Annotated in this window: 16 protein-coding genes; 7 read left to right on the forward strand and 9 right to left on the reverse strand. The window is 49.6% G+C overall.

All coding sequences use genetic code 11. From position 1 onward, the window contains the following. Window positions 1-53: 53 nt before the first annotated feature. Window positions 54-2,414 carry a hybrid sensor histidine kinase/response regulator gene (locus tag L9P87_RS04810; protein ID WP_237443535.1) on the reverse strand — a complete coding sequence of 787 codons (2,361 nt, stop codon included), beginning with the start codon at window positions 2,412-2,414 and terminating at the stop codon, window positions 54-56. A 154-nt stretch (window positions 2,415-2,568) separates the two neighbouring features. Between L9P87_RS04810 and L9P87_RS04815 the strand changes: the two genes are divergently transcribed. From L9P87_RS04815 to L9P87_RS04825, 3 genes are all read left to right on the forward strand, one after another. Beyond that, window positions 2,569-3,864 carry an aminotransferase class V-fold PLP-dependent enzyme gene (locus tag L9P87_RS04815; protein WP_237443536.1) on the forward strand — a complete coding sequence of 432 codons (1,296 nt, stop codon included), beginning with the start codon at window positions 2,569-2,571 and terminating at the stop codon, window positions 3,862-3,864. Further along, entirely contained in the window at window positions 3,861-4,331 is a 471-nt protein-coding gene (locus L9P87_RS04820) for a SufE family protein (RefSeq protein ID WP_237443537.1), read from the forward strand. Before L9P87_RS04815 ends, L9P87_RS04820 begins: the two co-directional genes overlap by 4 nt. Before the next feature lie 214 nt (window positions 4,332-4,545). Then, complete coding sequence (locus tag L9P87_RS04825) at window positions 4,546-5,481, forward strand: putative ATP-dependent zinc protease (protein ID WP_237443538.1); 936 nt, start codon at window positions 4,546-4,548, stop codon at window positions 5,479-5,481. Window positions 5,482-5,537: 56 nt separating this feature from the next. Here L9P87_RS04825 and tcdA read toward each other — a convergent pair whose 3' ends face one another. Next, window positions 5,538-6,344 (reverse strand): tRNA cyclic N6-threonylcarbamoyladenosine(37) synthase TcdA, encoded by an 807-nt coding sequence (gene tcdA, locus L9P87_RS04830; protein ID WP_237443539.1) that lies wholly within the window; start codon window positions 6,342-6,344, stop codon window positions 5,538-5,540. 89 nt (window positions 6,345-6,433) lie between these two features. Further along, window positions 6,434-7,060, reverse strand: coding sequence for a TetR/AcrR family transcriptional regulator (locus L9P87_RS04835; protein WP_237443540.1), 627 nt, complete (start codon window positions 7,058-7,060; stop codon window positions 6,434-6,436). A 111-nt stretch (window positions 7,061-7,171) separates the two neighbouring features. Between L9P87_RS04835 and L9P87_RS04840 the strand changes: the two genes are divergently transcribed. Beyond that, window positions 7,172-9,208, forward strand: coding sequence for an NADPH-dependent 2,4-dienoyl-CoA reductase (locus L9P87_RS04840; RefSeq protein ID WP_237443541.1), 2,037 nt, complete (start codon window positions 7,172-7,174; stop codon window positions 9,206-9,208). A gap of 72 nt (window positions 9,209-9,280) precedes the next feature. On the opposite strand, the gene pyrI is transcribed toward L9P87_RS04840, so the two are convergent. After that, window positions 9,281-9,742, reverse strand: a complete 462-nt coding sequence (gene pyrI / locus L9P87_RS04845; protein WP_237443542.1) for an aspartate carbamoyltransferase regulatory subunit — start codon at window positions 9,740-9,742, stop codon at window positions 9,281-9,283. Next, window positions 9,732-10,667, reverse strand: coding sequence for an aspartate carbamoyltransferase (gene pyrB / locus L9P87_RS04850; protein ID WP_237443543.1), 936 nt, complete (start codon window positions 10,665-10,667; stop codon window positions 9,732-9,734). The genes pyrI and pyrB overlap by 11 nt, the downstream gene beginning before the upstream one ends. 331 nt (window positions 10,668-10,998) lie before the next feature. On the opposite strand from pyrB, the gene argF reads away from it, so the two are divergent. Then, on the forward strand, window positions 10,999-12,003 hold the full coding sequence (gene argF / locus L9P87_RS04855) for an ornithine carbamoyltransferase (protein ID WP_237443544.1): 1,005 nt from the start codon (window positions 10,999-11,001) through the stop codon (window positions 12,001-12,003). A gap of 82 nt (window positions 12,004-12,085) precedes the next feature. On the opposite strand, the gene msrA is transcribed toward argF, so the two are convergent. Next, window positions 12,086-12,622 carry a peptide-methionine (S)-S-oxide reductase MsrA gene (gene msrA / locus L9P87_RS04860; RefSeq protein WP_237443545.1) on the reverse strand — a complete coding sequence of 179 codons (537 nt, stop codon included), beginning with the start codon at window positions 12,620-12,622 and terminating at the stop codon, window positions 12,086-12,088. Between the two features lie 119 nt (window positions 12,623-12,741). On the opposite strand from msrA, the gene L9P87_RS04865 reads away from it, so the two are divergent. Continuing rightward, window positions 12,742-13,656 carry a LysR family transcriptional regulator gene (locus L9P87_RS04865; protein ID WP_237443546.1) on the forward strand — a complete coding sequence of 305 codons (915 nt, stop codon included), beginning with the start codon at window positions 12,742-12,744 and terminating at the stop codon, window positions 13,654-13,656. 303 nt (window positions 13,657-13,959) lie between these two features. Here L9P87_RS04865 and L9P87_RS04870 read toward each other — a convergent pair whose 3' ends face one another. Beyond that, a complete protein-coding gene (locus L9P87_RS04870) occupies window positions 13,960-14,682 on the reverse strand; it encodes a hypothetical protein (RefSeq protein ID WP_237443547.1) in 723 nt (240 codons plus the stop codon). A gap of 192 nt (window positions 14,683-14,874) precedes the next feature. Between L9P87_RS04870 and arsB the strand changes: the two genes are divergently transcribed. Further along, entirely contained in the window at window positions 14,875-15,903 is a 1,029-nt protein-coding gene (arsB, locus tag L9P87_RS04875) for an ACR3 family arsenite efflux transporter (protein ID WP_237443548.1), read from the forward strand. Here the strand turns inward: arsB and L9P87_RS17930 are convergent. Continuing rightward, complete coding sequence (locus L9P87_RS17930; RefSeq protein ID WP_435531786.1) at window positions 15,900-16,196, reverse strand: CPXCG motif-containing cysteine-rich protein; 297 nt, start codon at window positions 16,194-16,196, stop codon at window positions 15,900-15,902. The genes arsB and L9P87_RS17930 overlap by 4 nt on opposite strands. Before the next feature lie 52 nt (window positions 16,197-16,248). Beyond that, on the reverse strand, window positions 16,249-17,535 hold the full coding sequence (locus tag L9P87_RS04885; RefSeq protein ID WP_237443549.1) for a dicarboxylate/amino acid:cation symporter: 1,287 nt from the start codon (window positions 17,533-17,535) through the stop codon (window positions 16,249-16,251). Between the last annotated feature and the right edge of the window lie 251 nt (window positions 17,536-17,786).

Here is a 17,786-nt window from a genome sequence, read left to right on the forward strand (position 1 = left end):
GATATGCTGATTATTATTCTAAAAAACAACTGCTATATGATTTTATGCAAATGCTACTGCGTCTTCGACAGCATTTTGCGCATAACACTCTCGTTTATTGGTTTTACCATCACATCGTCCATGCCACAGGCAATGCAGCGTTCGGTATGTTCTGGTAGCGCGTGGGCGGTAAAAGCGATAATAGGAATACGCGGCAGGCCCTGCGACTGTTCAAAGCCGCGAATCTTTTCAACCGCACGATAGCCATCCATTACCGGCATTTCACAGTCCATCAGAATGACATCAATTTGGCCGTGATGTTCGCGATAATAATTGACGGCATTGAGACCATTCTCAACCACCGAGGCACTGTGACCATTCTTTTCTAACATCTTGCTGATCACCAGCTGATTCACGCCGTTGTCTTCGGCCACGAGCACCCTCAATTGGTGCAGGGCATTGAGTTTTGCCATAACAGTCTGCGACTCTTCTGCCGCAATATTTTTCTTTGCCGAGGTCAACCCTGGTTGTAACTTTAAGTCGAACCAGAAGCTGGCACCAAAGCCCTCAGCGCTTTGGCAGTATATTTCACCGCCCATTAATCGCACCAATCGGCGGCATATATAAAGCCCTAAGCCACTGCCTTTAAACTCCGACTCTTGATCAACCTCACCCTGTTCGAAGGCATTGAACAGAGTCTGCTGAGTTTTGCTGCTAATCCCCCTGCCCGTGTCGGCAACGGTGAAGCGAATAGCATCCTCCAGCACTGTTAAGGTCAAGACAATCGTTCCACTGTCGGTAAAACGAATAGCGTTATTGAGTAAGTTGCTGATCACCTGACGTATACGCTGGGCATCACCCACCACCGTCACCGGAATCCGTTGATCGACATGACACTGTAACTCGACCCCCTTGGTCAAGGCCTGCGCCTCGATCACAAACAATACCTCGTTGGCCAGCGCCCGGATATTAAATGCCGCATACACCACGTCCTGCTTATTCGCCTCTATTTTGGCTGAGTCAAGAATATCGTTAATCACCGCCAACAACGATTGTCCCGACTGATAGATCACCTGATTATAATGACGCTGGATGGGGTCGGTCAGCTGTTCCTTGAGCAGCTCACTCATGCCTAGGATACCGTTCATTGGCGTTCGCAGCTCGTGGCTGATATGGGCGATAAAGTCACTCTTGGCTGAACTTTCTGCCCGCGCGGCCTCACCGACCATGGCGATATAGTTAATTCTTGCCGCCAGGGCAAACGCCAGCAGTGTCATTTCTGTAATGCTACCCAGACGCAACCAATACCAAACCTCATTCATCTCGACAATAGCAAAATCAACAGCCGCAGCCGAAATCAACGAGATCATAATGCACAGCAGCAACCAGGCAAAAGTGAAATACTTGGCGTAGAAATGGCCTTTATACCAACTGAAAGCACCGGCAAACAACAATATAGGAAAAACGACTAAACAACCTATTGAGCCGAGGAAATGAGCATAACTAAACGGTAAAAACACCGACACAACCATGCTGACAACATTGAGGCTAAGCAGCGTCATTAACACCACATACAAGCGACCACCGTGCAGCGAAAGGTTCAGAAAAGAAATGGCGAATAGAATGGCGAAGATTGACGGCAAATTGATCAGCGCGTTGATGGAATAACGGTTGACCCACGGGGCTGACGGCCACAGCGTCTGAAAAGCCACACCCTCAACAACGGCGACAATCATGCCTATAGAAGCGGTAAACAAGATGTAAAACAAATAGGCGGTCTGACGGGTCGACAACCACAAACAGAAATTAAATATCACAATCATCAATACTGCACCGTAATAGATGCCACGCTCAAATCGTTTTTTGCTGACGTGATTGAGCATCTCATCCCGACTAATCAAGACCACTGGGCTGTCGACAAAGCCACTGTGCTCGACCCGCAGGTAAATCTGATATTGCTGATTGGCCGCTAATTGAACCGGCATATAGAGCTCGGGGTTTTTAATCGCCCTGTCAGCAAAGGGCTTGCTGGCATCGATGCCGGCCTCCGCTTCAACGCGGTCACCTGTGACTAAGTAGGCGGTGACTTTATCGATGCTGCCGTTGTTTACGCCGACAAACCATTCACGGGTAGACAACGCTGTGGTTTGTATATCCATTCTCACCCAGTAAACCGAATCGCCATTTCCCAGGGTGGCACTTTCATCCCGTACCTGCTGCTGCGGTATCGACGGCCACAGCCGGCGTACCTGCTCGATGCTGTAAACCTGATCGTGTTCGATGAAAAAACGGGCATTAGCGCTGACCATAACACCCGATACCCCCTGTTCTGTCACTGTTATTTCATCAGGCAGCCCTGTATCACCTGAAGCCATCAAAGGCTTAAAGCATAAAAAGACTAATGAAATAAGAGCAATATACTTTGCAGCAGTCACTGATTGGGTACTCCTCACCCGCTGTTACATCCACAACTAACGTATTATTTTATATCTGCCTCACGATTCTAACACCAACTCTTATGCAAACCTATGCACATTGATAACTATCTCTGTTAGCCAGTTCACACACAAAGGGATAAATGGCTATTGTATGATTCGACTAACAGTTGTTAGCGGCCGTGTTAATGTTTGTTATAATCAGGACTTAATATTTCTCAAGTTGTTTTCGTTCATGGCCGCCACCCCTATTTCGTCACTATTTCCGCTGATCGAGCACTGCCAGCAACAGCGTCACGTCTATCTCGACAGCGCTGCCACCAGCCAAAAGCCGCAACAGGTGATCGAGGCGGTCGGCAATTTTTACCGCCGCGATAACGCCAATGTTCATCGCGCCGCCTATACATTGGCCGTTAAGGCCACCGGCGAGTACGAGCACAGCAGAGCCCTGTGCGCAGCCTTCCTCTCCGCACCTCGAACTGAAGAAGTTATTTTCACCAGCGGTACCACCGAGGCCTTCAATCTGCTGGCCAATACCCTGCCCTATGCCGGCGATGGCTGGCAGGCAGGCGATGAGGTTATCCTGTCGCAACTCGAGCATCACGCCAATATCGTGCCCTGGCAAATAGTCGCCGATAAACTTGGCCTGGTCATTCGCGTTATCGATGTTGACCCACACGGTGATCTCGACCTCGATCACTTCCAGCAATTACTCAATGCCAACACACGACTGGTCAGTGTCAGCCATGTATCCAACACCCTCGGGACTGTTAACCCGATCGAGACTATTTGTCGCCTGGCCCACGCCAATGGCAGTTTGGTGGCGGTCGATGGGGCGCAGGCGGTGGCGCACTGCGCTGTTGACGTGACCAAACTGGACTGTGATTTCTACTGTTTTTCGGGCCATAAAATGTATGGTCCCACCGGTGTGGGCGTGCTGTGGGGGCGCTATCAGCTACTCGACCAACTCCCCCCTTGGCAGGGTGGCGGTGAAATGATTGAGCGGGTCAGTTTTGATCACACCAGCTACAATCAACTCCCTTTTCGTCTTGAGGCGGGCACCCCCAACATCAGCGGTGTCATCGGCCTGGCCAGCGCCATCGCCTTTATCAACCAGCAAGACCGTGGCCAGATAGCCGAACACGAACAACGGCTGATGCAATCCGCCAAATCACAAGCCGCGGCAATACCCGGCGTCCGTATTATCGGTCAACCACAGCAACAGAGTTCACTGTTTTCATTTGTCGTTGACGATTGTCACCCCAGTGATATTGCCACTCTGCTCGATGAACAGGGCGTGTTTGTCAGAAGTGGCCATCACTGCTGTCAGCCACTGATGCAACACCTCGGTCTTGAAGGCACGGTCAGAGTATCCTTTGCCACCTACAATAACGACGACGATGTCGAGCGCTTCATCGTCGCACTGACCAAGGCCTGTGATTTATTATGACCTATCTACAACAAAGTCTGCCGGCAGAGCGGCGACAAACCATCGAACAAAATGCTCTGGGGCACAGTATTACAGAGAGCAGTCTCATAGATCAGTGCCAACAGTGTGGCGACTGGGAATCTCGCTATCGCGTGATCATGCAATTGGCCAAACAGCTTCCGCCTATGCCCTCAGAGCTCTGTTGTGAGAGTAACCAGATCCATGGTTGTGAGAGCCAAGTCTGGCTGACCATTTACTCACAGGATCAGCGCTATTATTTTATTGCTACCAGTAATGCCCGCATCGTCAAGGGGCTTTTGGCCGCGCTGATTGCCGCCTGGCAGGGCCAGAATGGCGACTTTATTCAGCAATTCGATGCCAATCATTATTTTCATCAGCTTGGGCTGTCTAAACATTTGTCCCCATCACGCAGCAATGGCTTGGCCGCCATCGTTGCCACAGCCAAGCAACACTGCCTAAAATCCTAGCCGCAGCAGTCTTCAACCCTCGCCACCACGCCTTAATTATTTGAATTTTATTATTTTTCTTGATTTCAACCAGAATATAACAGACCAATAGACTACCCGCGAGCAATGGGACAGGCGGCAATAGATGGCGAGCTATTAGTTTATATACGCGTTAAATAGCTAAAATTACCTATAGCATTCATTGACATAAAACATAAACTTAGCTTCCATAAGTATGATCAATGCCAATCAACGCATCCCCATCAATGGAGTGAATATGTCCTTTCGCGTACTACCCCTTTTACTTGCCGCTTTTTTCAGTCTCAACACCCAGGCAGGTGACCCGACCGAAGACAAAAGCAAGCCGGTCATCGGCGAGGCAGCCAACTTCTTAGTCAACGGCTCCTCAGAGTTCCGCGCCCGAATCGATAGCGGCGCCACTGGTACCTCGATTAATGCCGCCAATATCGCCATTGTCGATGAAGCCAAATCAATGCATGACAATAAGGGCAAACAAATCGAGTTTGATATTGTTGATAGCAACGGCAACCCTACCCGCGTCCAATCGAAGATAGAAGGTATTAACAAGGTCACCACGCCACAGGGCGTAGAATACCGCTATGTCGTACCTATGACGCTGACATGGAATGGTAAAACCTCGATTGTTAAGATCAACCTCCGCGACCGCTCCCGCATGGAATACAAGCTGCTGATTGGCCGTGATTGGCTCGACAACAACGCGGTTATCGATGTCGCCCCCAAGCAGACCATCGGTGAGATCTCCGATTATATCGTCGACGGCGACATGAAGTTCAGCGCCCGGGTCGATACCGGCGCCGCCTCAACCTCGATCAACACCAGCAATATCGTGGTCAAAGACGCCGCCGAGGACATGTCCGACAACGTTGGCAAAACAATCAGTTTCGATATCACCAATAACAATGGCGACAGTAAGCGTATCACCTCAACGATTAACAAGGTCATCAAGGTCAGCAACTCGATAAGCTCTGAGTACCGCTATGAGGTAAAGATGAAAATCGAATGGCAGGGCGAGACCCAACTGCTGGCCTTTAACCTGAAAGATCGCAGCAAGCTAAGCTTTAAGTTGCTGATTGGCCGCGATTGGATTGGCGAGAATGCCATTGTCGATACGGCTGAAGGCGAAAAGTAAGAGCACTCGGGGAGCAATGTCCTGCTCCCTTTTTTATCCCTCTGTTCAGCCAGAGTTTACTCTCCCCGCTCTGCCGCTTTCTTTAATTCCGCCTTGAGCACCAGCTTCTCCAGCACCTTTGCCACCGCGGCAAAGGCAAAACTGGCGGTTACCACCGTGGCCGAGCCAAAGCCACCGGAGCAATCCAAACGAACGCCATCTGTCATCACCGACTTGGTTTCACAACTGCTGCCATCGGGCTGGGGATAACGTAGCTTCTCTGTCGAGTAGACACAGGGCACGGAAAAATTACGCGTCTTACTGAAATTATAATGACGACGTAATAACTGTTTAACTTTTTTTGCCAGCGGATCATTTACCGTCTTGGTCAGATCGGTGACGGTAATCTGAGTGGGGTCTATCTGACCGCCGGCGGCACCGGTGGTAACAATACCAATCTTATTGCGCTTACAATGATGAATTAAGCGGGCCTTGTTATTGGCGCTATCAATGGCGTCGATGACATAATCGAAACGCTTATCGATCAGCTCAAACAGCGTCTCCTCGGTGATGAAATCTTCTATTTCCGACACCACACACTCGGGGTTAATCAGCCGTATACGCGCCGCCATCACCTCGACCTTGGATTGACCGACGGTATCCGCCATGGCATGGATTTGACGGTTGCTATTGGTTACACAGATATCATCCATGTCGATCAGCGTGATTTGACCGATACCACTTCTGGCCAACGCCTCAGCCGCCCACGAGCCGACGCCGCCGATACCGACAACGCAGACATGGGAACGGCTAAAGAGCTGGCTGTTATCACGACCATAGAGGCGGCTGATGCCACCAAAACGCTGATCATACGAAGAAGACATAGAGACACCTGGAAAGAAATTAGCGCGCCATTATAGCCCCATCAATCGCAATCGACTACCACCGCCACAGACAGCGCAGACCATGACCTTTATTCGGGGCGAGCCAAACACTGGCTAATCATCAAGGCCATGGTCTCAATCATCGAAGCCCTTGCCGCCTGTTCAATATAAATGCCGTCAATTAACAGTCGGCTCAGGCCGTGCAGGCTGGCCCAGGCGACTTGGGCATAGCGAAGTGCATCGACATCATCGACCAATAGACCATCCTGCTGCCAGTCGACCACGGTATCGACAAAGGTCTTGAAAGAGGCGTAGGCCACCTCTTTCAACGACTCTGTTGCCTGCGCCGTTTTCCATATTTCACGGCCAAACATCAGGTCATAATAGGCGGCGTTCTCCACCGCAAAATCGACATAACAGGCGACATAGTTATGCAGCGCACTGACAGAGCTGTCGCCCTTCTCCCGGCGGGCCAGCCTGGCATTGTCTTGCAGCTCAGCGGTAAAACGCACAAAGCCATCCTCCGCTAACGCTGAGAGCAGCGCTGGTTTACCATCAAAATGATGGTACAAAGCCGTTCGCGACACCCCGACCTTATCGGCCAATTTACGCATGCTGATGGCATCGAAGCCTGTTTCGTCGATCATTACCACAGCCTCATCGAGCAAGCTGCGGCGTAAATCTCCATGGTGATAGGTTTTCTTCACATTAGTCATGGGGGCAATTTAGCAGGGGATCTTGACAGTGTCAAAATAGCAGTCTAAAGTAGCCACATCTTGACACTGTCTAGTTACAGTTTTTTTATTGAGCCAACCAGCGGGAAACCTATGACAACCACTACAACAGCCTACCCCAACCTGTTAAAACCGCTTGATTTAGGTTTTACCACGTTAAAAAACCGCGCCTTAATGGGCTCTATGCACACCGGCCTGGAAGAGGCCCCTAACGGCCATATTCGAATGGCTGCCTATTTCGCCGAACGCGCACGCGGCGGTGTTGGCCTGATTGTCACCGGTGGCTTTGGCCCCAATGTCGAAGGCTCAACCCATGAGCACACCAAGCTGATCGACAACGACGACGAAGTTGCCAACCACAAAGTTATCACCGACGCCGTACACCAAGAGGGCGGTAAGATTTGTATGCAAATTCTGCATACCGGTCGCTACGCCATGGGAGAACGTTTAGTCGCCCCCTCCGCCATTCAAGCGCCAATTAACTTCTTCAAGCCGCACGCAGTCACCGCCGACGAGATCGAAAAACAAATCAACGATTTCATCTTCACCGCCAAGCAAGCCCAGAGAGCCGGCTACGACGGTGTCGAAATCATGGGGTCCGAGGGCTATTTCCTCAACCAGTTTATCGCCCAGTGCACCAACCACCGTGATGACGAATGGGGGGGCAGCTATGAAAACCGAATCAAACTACCGATCGATGTTGTACGTCGTGTCCGCCAAGCCGTCGGCGAAAACTTCATTATCATCTACCGCTTATCAATGCTCGACCTGGTAGAAGGCGGCAGTAACTTCGAGGAAGTCGTACAGCTGGGTAAAGAGATCGAAAAGGCCGGCGCTACTATTATCAACACCGGTATCGGCTGGCACGAAGCCCGTATCCCAACGATAGCCACCAAGGTACCACGCGCTGCCTTTACCTGGGTGACCGCCCGCTTCAAGCAAGAGCTGTCAATTCCACTGATTACCTCAAACCGCATCAACACCCCTGAGGTTGCCGAGGATGTATTAGCGCGCGGCGATGCCGACATGATCTCAATGGCCCGTCCGTTCCTGGCCGACCCGGAGTTCATCAACAAGGCCGCCGCCAACAAAAGCCAGATGATCAATACCTGTATTGGTTGTAACCAAGCCTGTCTCGATCATGTCTTCAGCTTGAAAATGACCAGTTGCTTGGTCAACCCTCGCGCCTGTCACGAGACTGAACTCAATCTTATCGCTACCACTGCAGTTAAAAACATCGCCGTTGTAGGCGCTGGGCCAGCGGGCTTGGCCTTTGCCACCTCGGCCGCCGAGCGTGGCCATCGGGTTACCCTGTTCGACGCAGCTGAAGAGATCGGTGGACAATTCAACATTGCCAAACAGGTGCCGGGCAAGGAAGAGTTTTACGAAACTATTCGATACTTCAACAACCGCATCCAGGCAACCGGTGTCACCCTCGAACTCAATGCCCACGTCGATGTTGAACAGCTCAACAATAGCCAGTTTGACGAAGTCGTTATCGCCACCGGTATCAGTCCACGCCTGCCGGCTATCGAGGGTATCGACCACACCAAGGTTCTCAATTACATCGATGTGCTCCGTGATAAAAAGTCTGTCGGTAAGAAAGTTGCTGTTATTGGTGCCGGTGGTATTGGCTTCGACGTCTCCGAATATTTGGTGCACGACGACACGCATGAGGCCAGCAGCCAAAACATTGAAACCTTTATGGCCCAGTGGGGCGTCGATATGACGTTACAAGCCCGCGGCGGTGTTGAGCAAATGATCAAGCAGCAGCCAACGTCTGCCCGCGAGGTTTTCCTGCTACAGCGTAAGGCATCCAAGGTCGGTGCCAACCTCGGTAAGACCACCGGCTGGATTCACCGTACCGGTCTGAAAATGGCTGGCGTGAATATGATTAACGGCTGTGAATACAGCAAAATTGATGACCAGGGTCTACATATCAACATCGGTGATCAAAGCCAGATACTCGACGTTGATAACGTCATTATCTGCGCCGGCCAAGACCCGCTGCGAGCATTGACCGAGGGCTTGACCAAACCCTTCCACCTGATTGGCGGTGCCGATGTTGCGTCTGAACTCGATGCCAAGCGCGCCATCGATCAGGGCACCCGTTTGGCCGCCGAGATCTGACGGCAACAGGCATAAAAAAACCGGCCTTGGCCGGTTTTTTTATGCCTGAATATAACAACTAAAAAATAAACGCTAACTCAATTCTTTAAAAATACGCGGTTGAAAGGCCTTTTCACAGTAATGACAGCTTAGCTTGATACTGTCCTGTCGCGTTTTAACATAGAAACGGCTATCAACAGGTTCATCATGGCTGATGCAGTTACTGTTAGGGCAGCTTAAAACCGCCGCCACCGCATCGGGCAAATTGACCGTGTACTTTTCGACCACCTGAAAATTGTTAATAATATTAATCGTCGCAGACTCGGCAAACAGCGATAACTGATTGGCCTGTTCGCGGCTAAAAATTGTATTTTCAATTTTAATAATATCTTTTTGATAACCATCGGCTGTTGGCAAATTCAAACCGACGGTTATGCAATCTGGCTTATCGGTTAAATCGAAAAACTTAAGAATGCGAATCCCCATGCCGGGAGCGATATGATCGATGACCGTGCCCTTTTCGATGGCCTGAACCTGCATTTTATTATTCGACATCAAAGGTCTCCTGTTTCAATACCAAACTTAATAATGCTTGGCGGGCATAAACACCGTTTTCAGCCTGCTGAAAATAATACGCATAGGGTGTTTCATCCACATCCGTGGCAATCTCATCCACTCTTGGCAGCGGATGCAGTACTTTTAAGTTATCTTTCACATCCTCAAGCATGCCTGCATTCAAGACGTATTTAGATTTCATATGCTGATATTCGGTCGGGTCAAAACGCTCTTTTTGTACCCGGGTGACATAGAGGATATCGAGCTCGGGCAACATTTTATCGAACTCCTCCAGCTTGCTGTACTTGACGCCTGCATCATCTAACTGTTCGCAGATATAATCAGGCATCTGCAACACATCTGGGGCAACAAAAAAGAACTCACAATCAAACCGTGACAACGCTTGCGCTAACGAATGTACCGTGCGGCCATATTTTAAATCCCCGACGAAGGCGACTTTCAGACCATCTAAACGGCCCTGAGTCTCGTAAATACTGAAGAGGTCGAGCAGGGTTTGGGTCGGGTGCTGGTTGGCACCATCGCCGCCGTTGATTACCGGGATAGCTGAGAACTCTGACGCTAATCTCGCCGAACCCTCCTTGGGGTGGCGCATAAAAAAGGCATCGGCATAGGTTGAAATCACCTGCACAGAATCGGCCAGTGTCTCGCCTTTTTTAGCCAGCGATGTGTTGCCACCGGAGTCGAAACCAATACAACTGGCGCCAAGACGCTGTACTGCAGTCTCGAAAGATAGACGTGTTCGAGTCGAGGCCTCAAAGAAACAACTCGCAATCACCTTGCCTTTGAGCAAATCAGGTTGCGGGTTTTGCTTAATATATTTTGCCGTCGATACAATTAATTCGAGATCCTCACGACTGAGCTCTGCAATAGATAAGATGTCTTTTTTATACAGAGTATTGTCCATTCAATGCCTCACAGTGGTTGTCACGACAGAGGGCTGCACCGAGAAATACGTATCATATTTTCCCTACCAGCACCTCACAATGTTTATTGGTTGACGACTACCACCGCCTCACCGCCAGCTATTATAGCGATGTCGACAAGCATTAGTCAGTAGCCGAGGATCAACAAATCTTTATTATTTAGCGTAAATGACTATTATTATGCGCCTAATGATTGAATCGACTACTCCGCATCGCCTAAATATGATAAAGATAGCTGGCTTGATCCAATAATCGAATTAAAAACTGGGCATTTATCTGCCTAACAATAAGCTTTTGCTGTTGGAGTAACTCGTGTCCCTTAATCTGCGCAACCGTAACTTTCTGAAACTACTAGACTTTACCTCGGAAGAACTGCAATTCTTGCTCGATCTATCCCTACAGCTGAAACAGGCAAAACAGGGTGGCTACGAGCAGCAGCAACTCAAAGGTAAAAACATTGCGCTTATTTTTGAAAAATCGTCGACCCGCACCCGCTGCGCGTTTGAAGTCGCCGCCTTCGATCAAGGCGCTCTGGTGACCTATCTCGGCCCCTCGGGCTCCCAGATTGGCCATAAAGAATCGATGAAAGACACCGCCAGAGTACTCGGCCGGATGTATGACGGCATCGAGTATCGCGGCTTTGGACAAGATATTGTCGAAGAGTTAGGAGAATATGCCGGCGTACCGGTATGGAACGGCCTCACCGACGAGTTCCACCCAACTCAAATTCTCGCCGACTTTCTTACCATGCATGAACACGGCGAAGGTCGCCCACTAAACGAGCTGAGCTTTGCCTACCTTGGTGATGCCCGCAATAACATGGGTAACTCGCTGATGGTCGGTGCCGCCAAAATGGGCATGGATATCCGCTTAGTCGCACCTAAGGCCTATTGGCCAGAGCAAGACTTGGTGGATCAGTGTCTGGTAATTGCGAACGCCACCGGTGCCAAAATCACCCTGACAGAGAACGTCGATGAGGGCGTTAAAGACTGTGACTTCCTCTACACCGATGTTTGGGTGTCGATGGGCGAACCCGCAGAGGCATGGGACGAACGCATTGCATTAATGAAGCCCTACCAAATTAATTCTGAGACAATGGCCAAGACCGGCAAGGCAACCACCAAGTTTATGCACTGCCTGCCCGCCTTCCATAATGATCAAACCACACTGGGTGCCGAGATTGCAGCTAAATACGGCATGAATGGCTTGGAGGTGACTGATGAAGTTTTTGAGTCGACCCAATCCATTGTTTTCGATGAGGCCGAAAACCGTATGCATACTATCAAGGCGGTGATGGTGGCCACCCTCGGGCAATAAACACTGCCATAACAATCTGGTAGGCAATAAAAAAGCCGCGACGGATGCATCATCAGTCGCGGCTTTTTTGTCTCAATGATGACTAGCCTTTCAGTAAGTCACGACGCTGCTTAAAAAACTTGGCTATTTTAGGTGCCACCACCAACTGGCAATATCGATTGCCGGGGTTCTGTTCGAAGTAGTCCTGATGGTAGTCCTCGGCACTGTAAAAATCCTTATCCTGCTGTAACTCCGTCACGATGGAGTCGGGCCAACGCCCTTGCTGCTCTAAGTCAGCCATCATCTGTTCTGCCAACTGCTGTTGCTGGGGTGTTTGATAAAAAATAATAGAGCGATATTGACTGCCTACATCGGCCCCCTGTCGATTCAGCGTCGTCGGATCATGGACGGTAAAGAAGACCTCGAGTATCGTTGTCAGCGAAATGACCGCATCATCAAATTCAACGCGTACGACCTCGGCATGCCCTGTCGCACCACTACAAATCTGTTCATAGCTCGGATTGCTACGCTCGCCACCTTGATAGCCGCTGGTGACAGAACTCACCCCGTTCAATTGGCGGAATATACTGTCTAAACACCAAAAACAGCCTCCCCCTAATGTAATCCTTTGGTTCGACATATCCCGCCCTCTCACGTTGTTTTATCGTCATAATCATACACCATGACGTCTGGATAAGAACTAATGCAATATGCGCTAATATCAGGCTAGAATAACAATACATGTATTTAGGGAATATCATGATTAATCTCAACCGCCTAACCCGAGCCGACCTTAACCTACTGATTTCACTTCAGCTATTAATGGAGGAACGCAGTGTCAGCCGGGCCGCTGAACGCAGCTTTATTACCCAATCGGCAATGAGTCGAACCCTACAGCGCCTTCGCGACATGTTCGAAGACCCATTGTTTGCACGCAGTTCACACGGTTTAGAGCCTACGCCTCGAGCCGTTGAACTGTATCAACAAATGCAGCCAGTACTATCCGACCTGTCCTCATTATTACAGCCCGCTGAATTCGACCCCGCTGAGCTCGACAGCCGCATTATTATCTCCTGCCCCTCACTGCTGAGTTATCACTGGATACCACAACTGATCCAAAAGCTGACACCGCTGGCTCCCAAGCTTCGCCTGAGAATCATCGATGCGATAGAAAACCCCGATGATGCCCTGGCCAACGGCGAGGCGGATCTTGTGCTTCACGCCAAAGAGGCGGCCAATAAAGAGTTGATATCCGTGCCCTTTAAAAATGCTGCCGGTGTTTGCCTGGTGCGCCAAGACCACCCAATGGTTAACACTGGCCTGAGCTTCGAAGATTTTTTATCCACCCCCCATGTACGTTATTTTATCCCCGGTATTACCAGGGACAATAAAGGCTTGATCGACAAAGTACTGAGTGACCTCGGCAAACAACGGCACATTGCTTTTGAGGGCAATGATATTGAAACGTTATTAGATATCACTCGCAGCACAGACTATCTGTTTGTGATCCCCACGTTTCAGGGTAATGTAAAGAGTAAATGGTCCGGCATCACTTCGCTTGCCCTGCCAGAAGAACTGGGCAGTAATCAAATTCCTCTGTCCATCTTTTACCATCGCAGTCGAGTATCCGACCCCGCTATTCAGTGGCTATTGCAACAAATGAGCGATATCTAAAAACACGCTGCTATCGGCCACCAACTCCTCCTTATCAACGCTATTACACGGCGGCCTGCGCTACTTCGAATGAGGCGCGACATTGAAACGCCATCGCTTTTATCTTTTGAAAAGCTGATACGTGATCAACTCCGCCGATCCATGGAACCATCAGGAACGCAGTTATCTGCTTTGCGTTTATCAGCAATATTTTCAACAACTACTGCAATCCGACAAGATTGCCGATGATAAAAGGACAACCGCACCGGCCTTGGCCGAGAAAATCAGCGACACTGTAAACAGTAACTCTGAAGCCCGCCGCCATTATATGCCGACGGGTAAAAAGGCCTTGGCAACCCCGTGGACGACGGTATTAATACCCCGATCAGTTTTTGATGCCACAATATCGGCCATCATGTCCTGTACCATGGCCATGCGGGCGAACAGGCGGTCGAAGCTGTGATCGCTGTAATCCTCGCCATGATAGTCAGTGAGCAATAGTTGCCGTCCCTGCAGATCAAAGCGGTGCGTTATTTTCCAACTTAACACCTCAACATTGCGGGCACTATTGTACAGTGATTGCTGGTCCAGGCTGTCCAATATATAGAACTCCGCCTTGTTGTGATAAGACTCCTTTAGCATACCTGTTAAGCCGACGACCACAGCAAACACCCTGTCGCCCTGCCAGTGCTTATCGAGCCCCAGATTCATTGCATCCACCCCCTGTTTATAACGCAGTTCTTTAAAACGTAACACGGGTAATCCAGTGCCATCACGGGGGCCGGTAATCATGCGTATTCGCTGCTCAACAGTCATTGCCTGTGGCGCCTTGTTGAGCTCCTTTGGGTTGCGGGTGTATAGTTTACGCGTAAGTTGCTCAATCATATTGAGCTGTTCCTGAGCGTGAACATCAATCACAAAATCGATATCGCTCTTAGCCAGGTTACGCACCTGTTTTGGAAGCGAGCTACAGCCTGACACCGTCATTATCACAAACGCTATCAAGCCAATTTTAATCACAGCCAGGGTTATTTTTCTTATGGCCATCGATACAATCAAGACGCCGCCTTATTCATTAGTCCTCGGTAAAATAATTTACTGCAGAGCAGACAAAATTACCAATGCTGAACCAAAATAACTGCCAAGGTGGCAAGTGATGACAGCCGCCCGCAAAGACCCCTTGAATATACGATTAGTCATATATATGATTATCCGTATGTTTAATGATTAGGTGGCCTCATGGGAATTTTCGAACGACTTTTATCGCTCTGGGTGGCGCTCTCGATTGCCCTGGGCATCATACTGGGCCTGCTTTTTCCTGGTGCCTTCCAATCCATTGCCAGCTTAGAGTACGCCCACGTCAATCTTGTTATCGCCGTCTTAATCTGGCTGATGATTTACCCCATGATGATCCAGGTTGATTTCTCAGCATTGAAGGATGTCACTAGAAACCCCCGCGGTATTATCCTCACTGTCGTCATTAACTGGTTGCTAAAACCCTTTACCATGGCACTGCTGGGCTGGTTGTTCTTCAAACTCATCTTCGCGCCCTGGCTCGATCCGCAAACCGCCAGTGAATACATCGCAGGTATGATATTACTCGGTGTCGCGCCCTGCACGGCCATGGTCTTTGTGTGGAGCCAATTAACCAAGGGCGACGCCAACTACACACTGGTACAGGTGTCGGTAAACGATATTATTATGATTTTTGCCTTCGCCCCGATTGCAGGCCTGCTATTAGGCGTCAGTAATATTACCGTACCCTGGCAAACCCTGCTGTTATCAGTGTTACTGTATGTCTTGCTGCCGCTGATAGCCGGCCTGCTGACCCGGGTCTTACTGAAGGGGCATATCGAGGCGCTGGTACACCGTTTAAAACCCTTATCGATGGTTGGCCTGCTGGCAACGGTATGCCTGTTGTTTGGCTTTCAGGCCGAGACTATTTTAGCCCAGCCATTAAATATTGTGCTGATTGCTATTCCCCTACTGATTCAATCTTATTTGATTTTCTTCATCACCTATTACGCGGCGAAGCGTCTTAAACTCAAACATAATATCGCCACACCGGCAGCCTTGATCGGCACCAGTAATTTTTTTGAATTAGCGGTGGCGGTGGCTATCTCGCTGTTCGGATTGCATTCCGGTGCGGCGCTGGCCACCGTTGTTGGCGTGCTGGTCGAGGTGCCGGTTATGTTATCATTGGTCGCCTTTGCCAATCGGCATCGCCAGCAATATACGCTGGCCATTGGCCAACAAGACAACGCCTAATTACCCTCATCACTGAGCTCAACCTTGAGCTCTTGCTGCAGGTCAAACTGCACGCTTATCACAATCGGCTTACAGCACACCTGGCAGTCTTCGATATAACTCTGCGGCACCTGTGAACAGTCGATCAGTAACGATATTTTCTCACCGCAATAGGGGCAAGAACCGTGGTGGTTTTCTAGCGGCTGCATGGTAATACCTCGGCGTATAAAATCCCTCTCATCTACTGACAGTTTAGCAGCCCAACGTCCCTGACGCGTTACCAGTGGAGTAGTGAATAACAAATAATCGGGCATAAAAAAGCCGCTCATAAGAGCGGCTTTTTAGTCGAGATCAATAACAGCAAGATTACGCCGTTTCTTGTACCGGCTTAGACGTCGCATTGATGTCTTTGGCGTGGTCGTGATCTAGCTCACCCTCACTGCCGGCGACAATCGTTACAACAGCGGCATCACCAACCACGTTGGCTGAGGTACAGACCATGTCGTTGATACGGTCAACAGCGGCAACAATGGCCAATGCTTCGATGGGCAGACCAAATTGCTGAATCAATACAGCAATCATCACCACAGCACCGCCGGGTACACCACCAACACCGACAGACATGAAGCAGACCGTCGCACCGATGGTAATCAGTTCAGCCGGAGACAGCGTCACACCGTAGGCATTGGTGGCAAAGACCGCGGCAACCGCGATGTAGATGGCTGCACCCGACATATTGATGGTGGCACCCAGTGGCACGCCAAAACCGGCCAAGGCTTTAGAAACCCCAAATTTTTCAACCAGCGTACGTGTGGTCACAGGGATGGTGGCGTTGGAAGAGGCGGTCGACAATGAAAACAATACCTGTTCCCGAGTCTTGGCACGGAACACCGATGGCTTAATACCAGTAAACATCCAGACGGCCAGTGGGTACACGATCAAAATCCAGGCAAACAGGATGGAGACAACAATGGCAACATAACCGGCCACCGAGATAATAGAGTCCATCTCAAGAGTGGCACCAAGATTAATCATCAAGGCAAACACACCGTATGGCGCAAGATTCATTACCATGGTAATCAGACGCATCATAATGTCGTTGGCCATGGCAAAACCGCTCTGTGCAGGCTTGGCGTAATCACCCAATGACTTAATGGCAATCGCAACAACAATGGCCATAAAGATAATCTGCAGCATATCACCGCTGGCAAAGGCAGCAATCGGATTGTCAGGAATAATATTCACAATCATCTGCCCCACATTGGGCAAACCCTGCTCGGTTAATGCAGAGGCACCGGCACCGGCTTCACCGAGGTTGGCGCCAGAGCCTGGTTGCAAGATGTAGGCAATAACCATGGCCACAACAACCGCTAACACGGTGTTAGCAAAATAGAGACCCGATATCTTACCGCCGAGGCGGCCTAGCTGCGAGGTGCTATCCAATTCACAAATACCGGCAACAATAGAGACAAAGACTAACGGCACAACCATTAATTTAATCAAAGAAACAAACATGGTTCCGACGGCTGAGGCTGTTCCAACAAGGTACTCATCAAAGATGGGAATACCGGCGAGCATATATTGGATGATAGAACCTAGGATAAGGCCGCTGACCAAACCAATAAAAATCTTATGCGAGAGTGATTTTTTCATATATGTATCCTGACACGCTGTTATCGTTTAGAGACAATTTAAAACACAGACGGCATTCATGTTTGGAATGTCGTCTGTATTTTTGCAGCCGGTGTTATAGCAGCCTCAAAACTACAGCGAATGATTCACATCAATTTTTTACGAGTCAATCCCCATATGTTGCTAAAATTTTAGGTAGTAACACTTATTCGTTACTCAACGAAACTAGTGTTTCTCAAATAAAGTTTTTATTCGGTAACACTCTTGTTTTT

Source organism: Sinobacterium norvegicum (assembly GCF_923077115.1).
In the GTDB taxonomy this organism is placed as follows: Bacteria; Pseudomonadota; Gammaproteobacteria; order Pseudomonadales; family Sinobacteriaceae; genus Sinobacterium; species Sinobacterium norvegicum.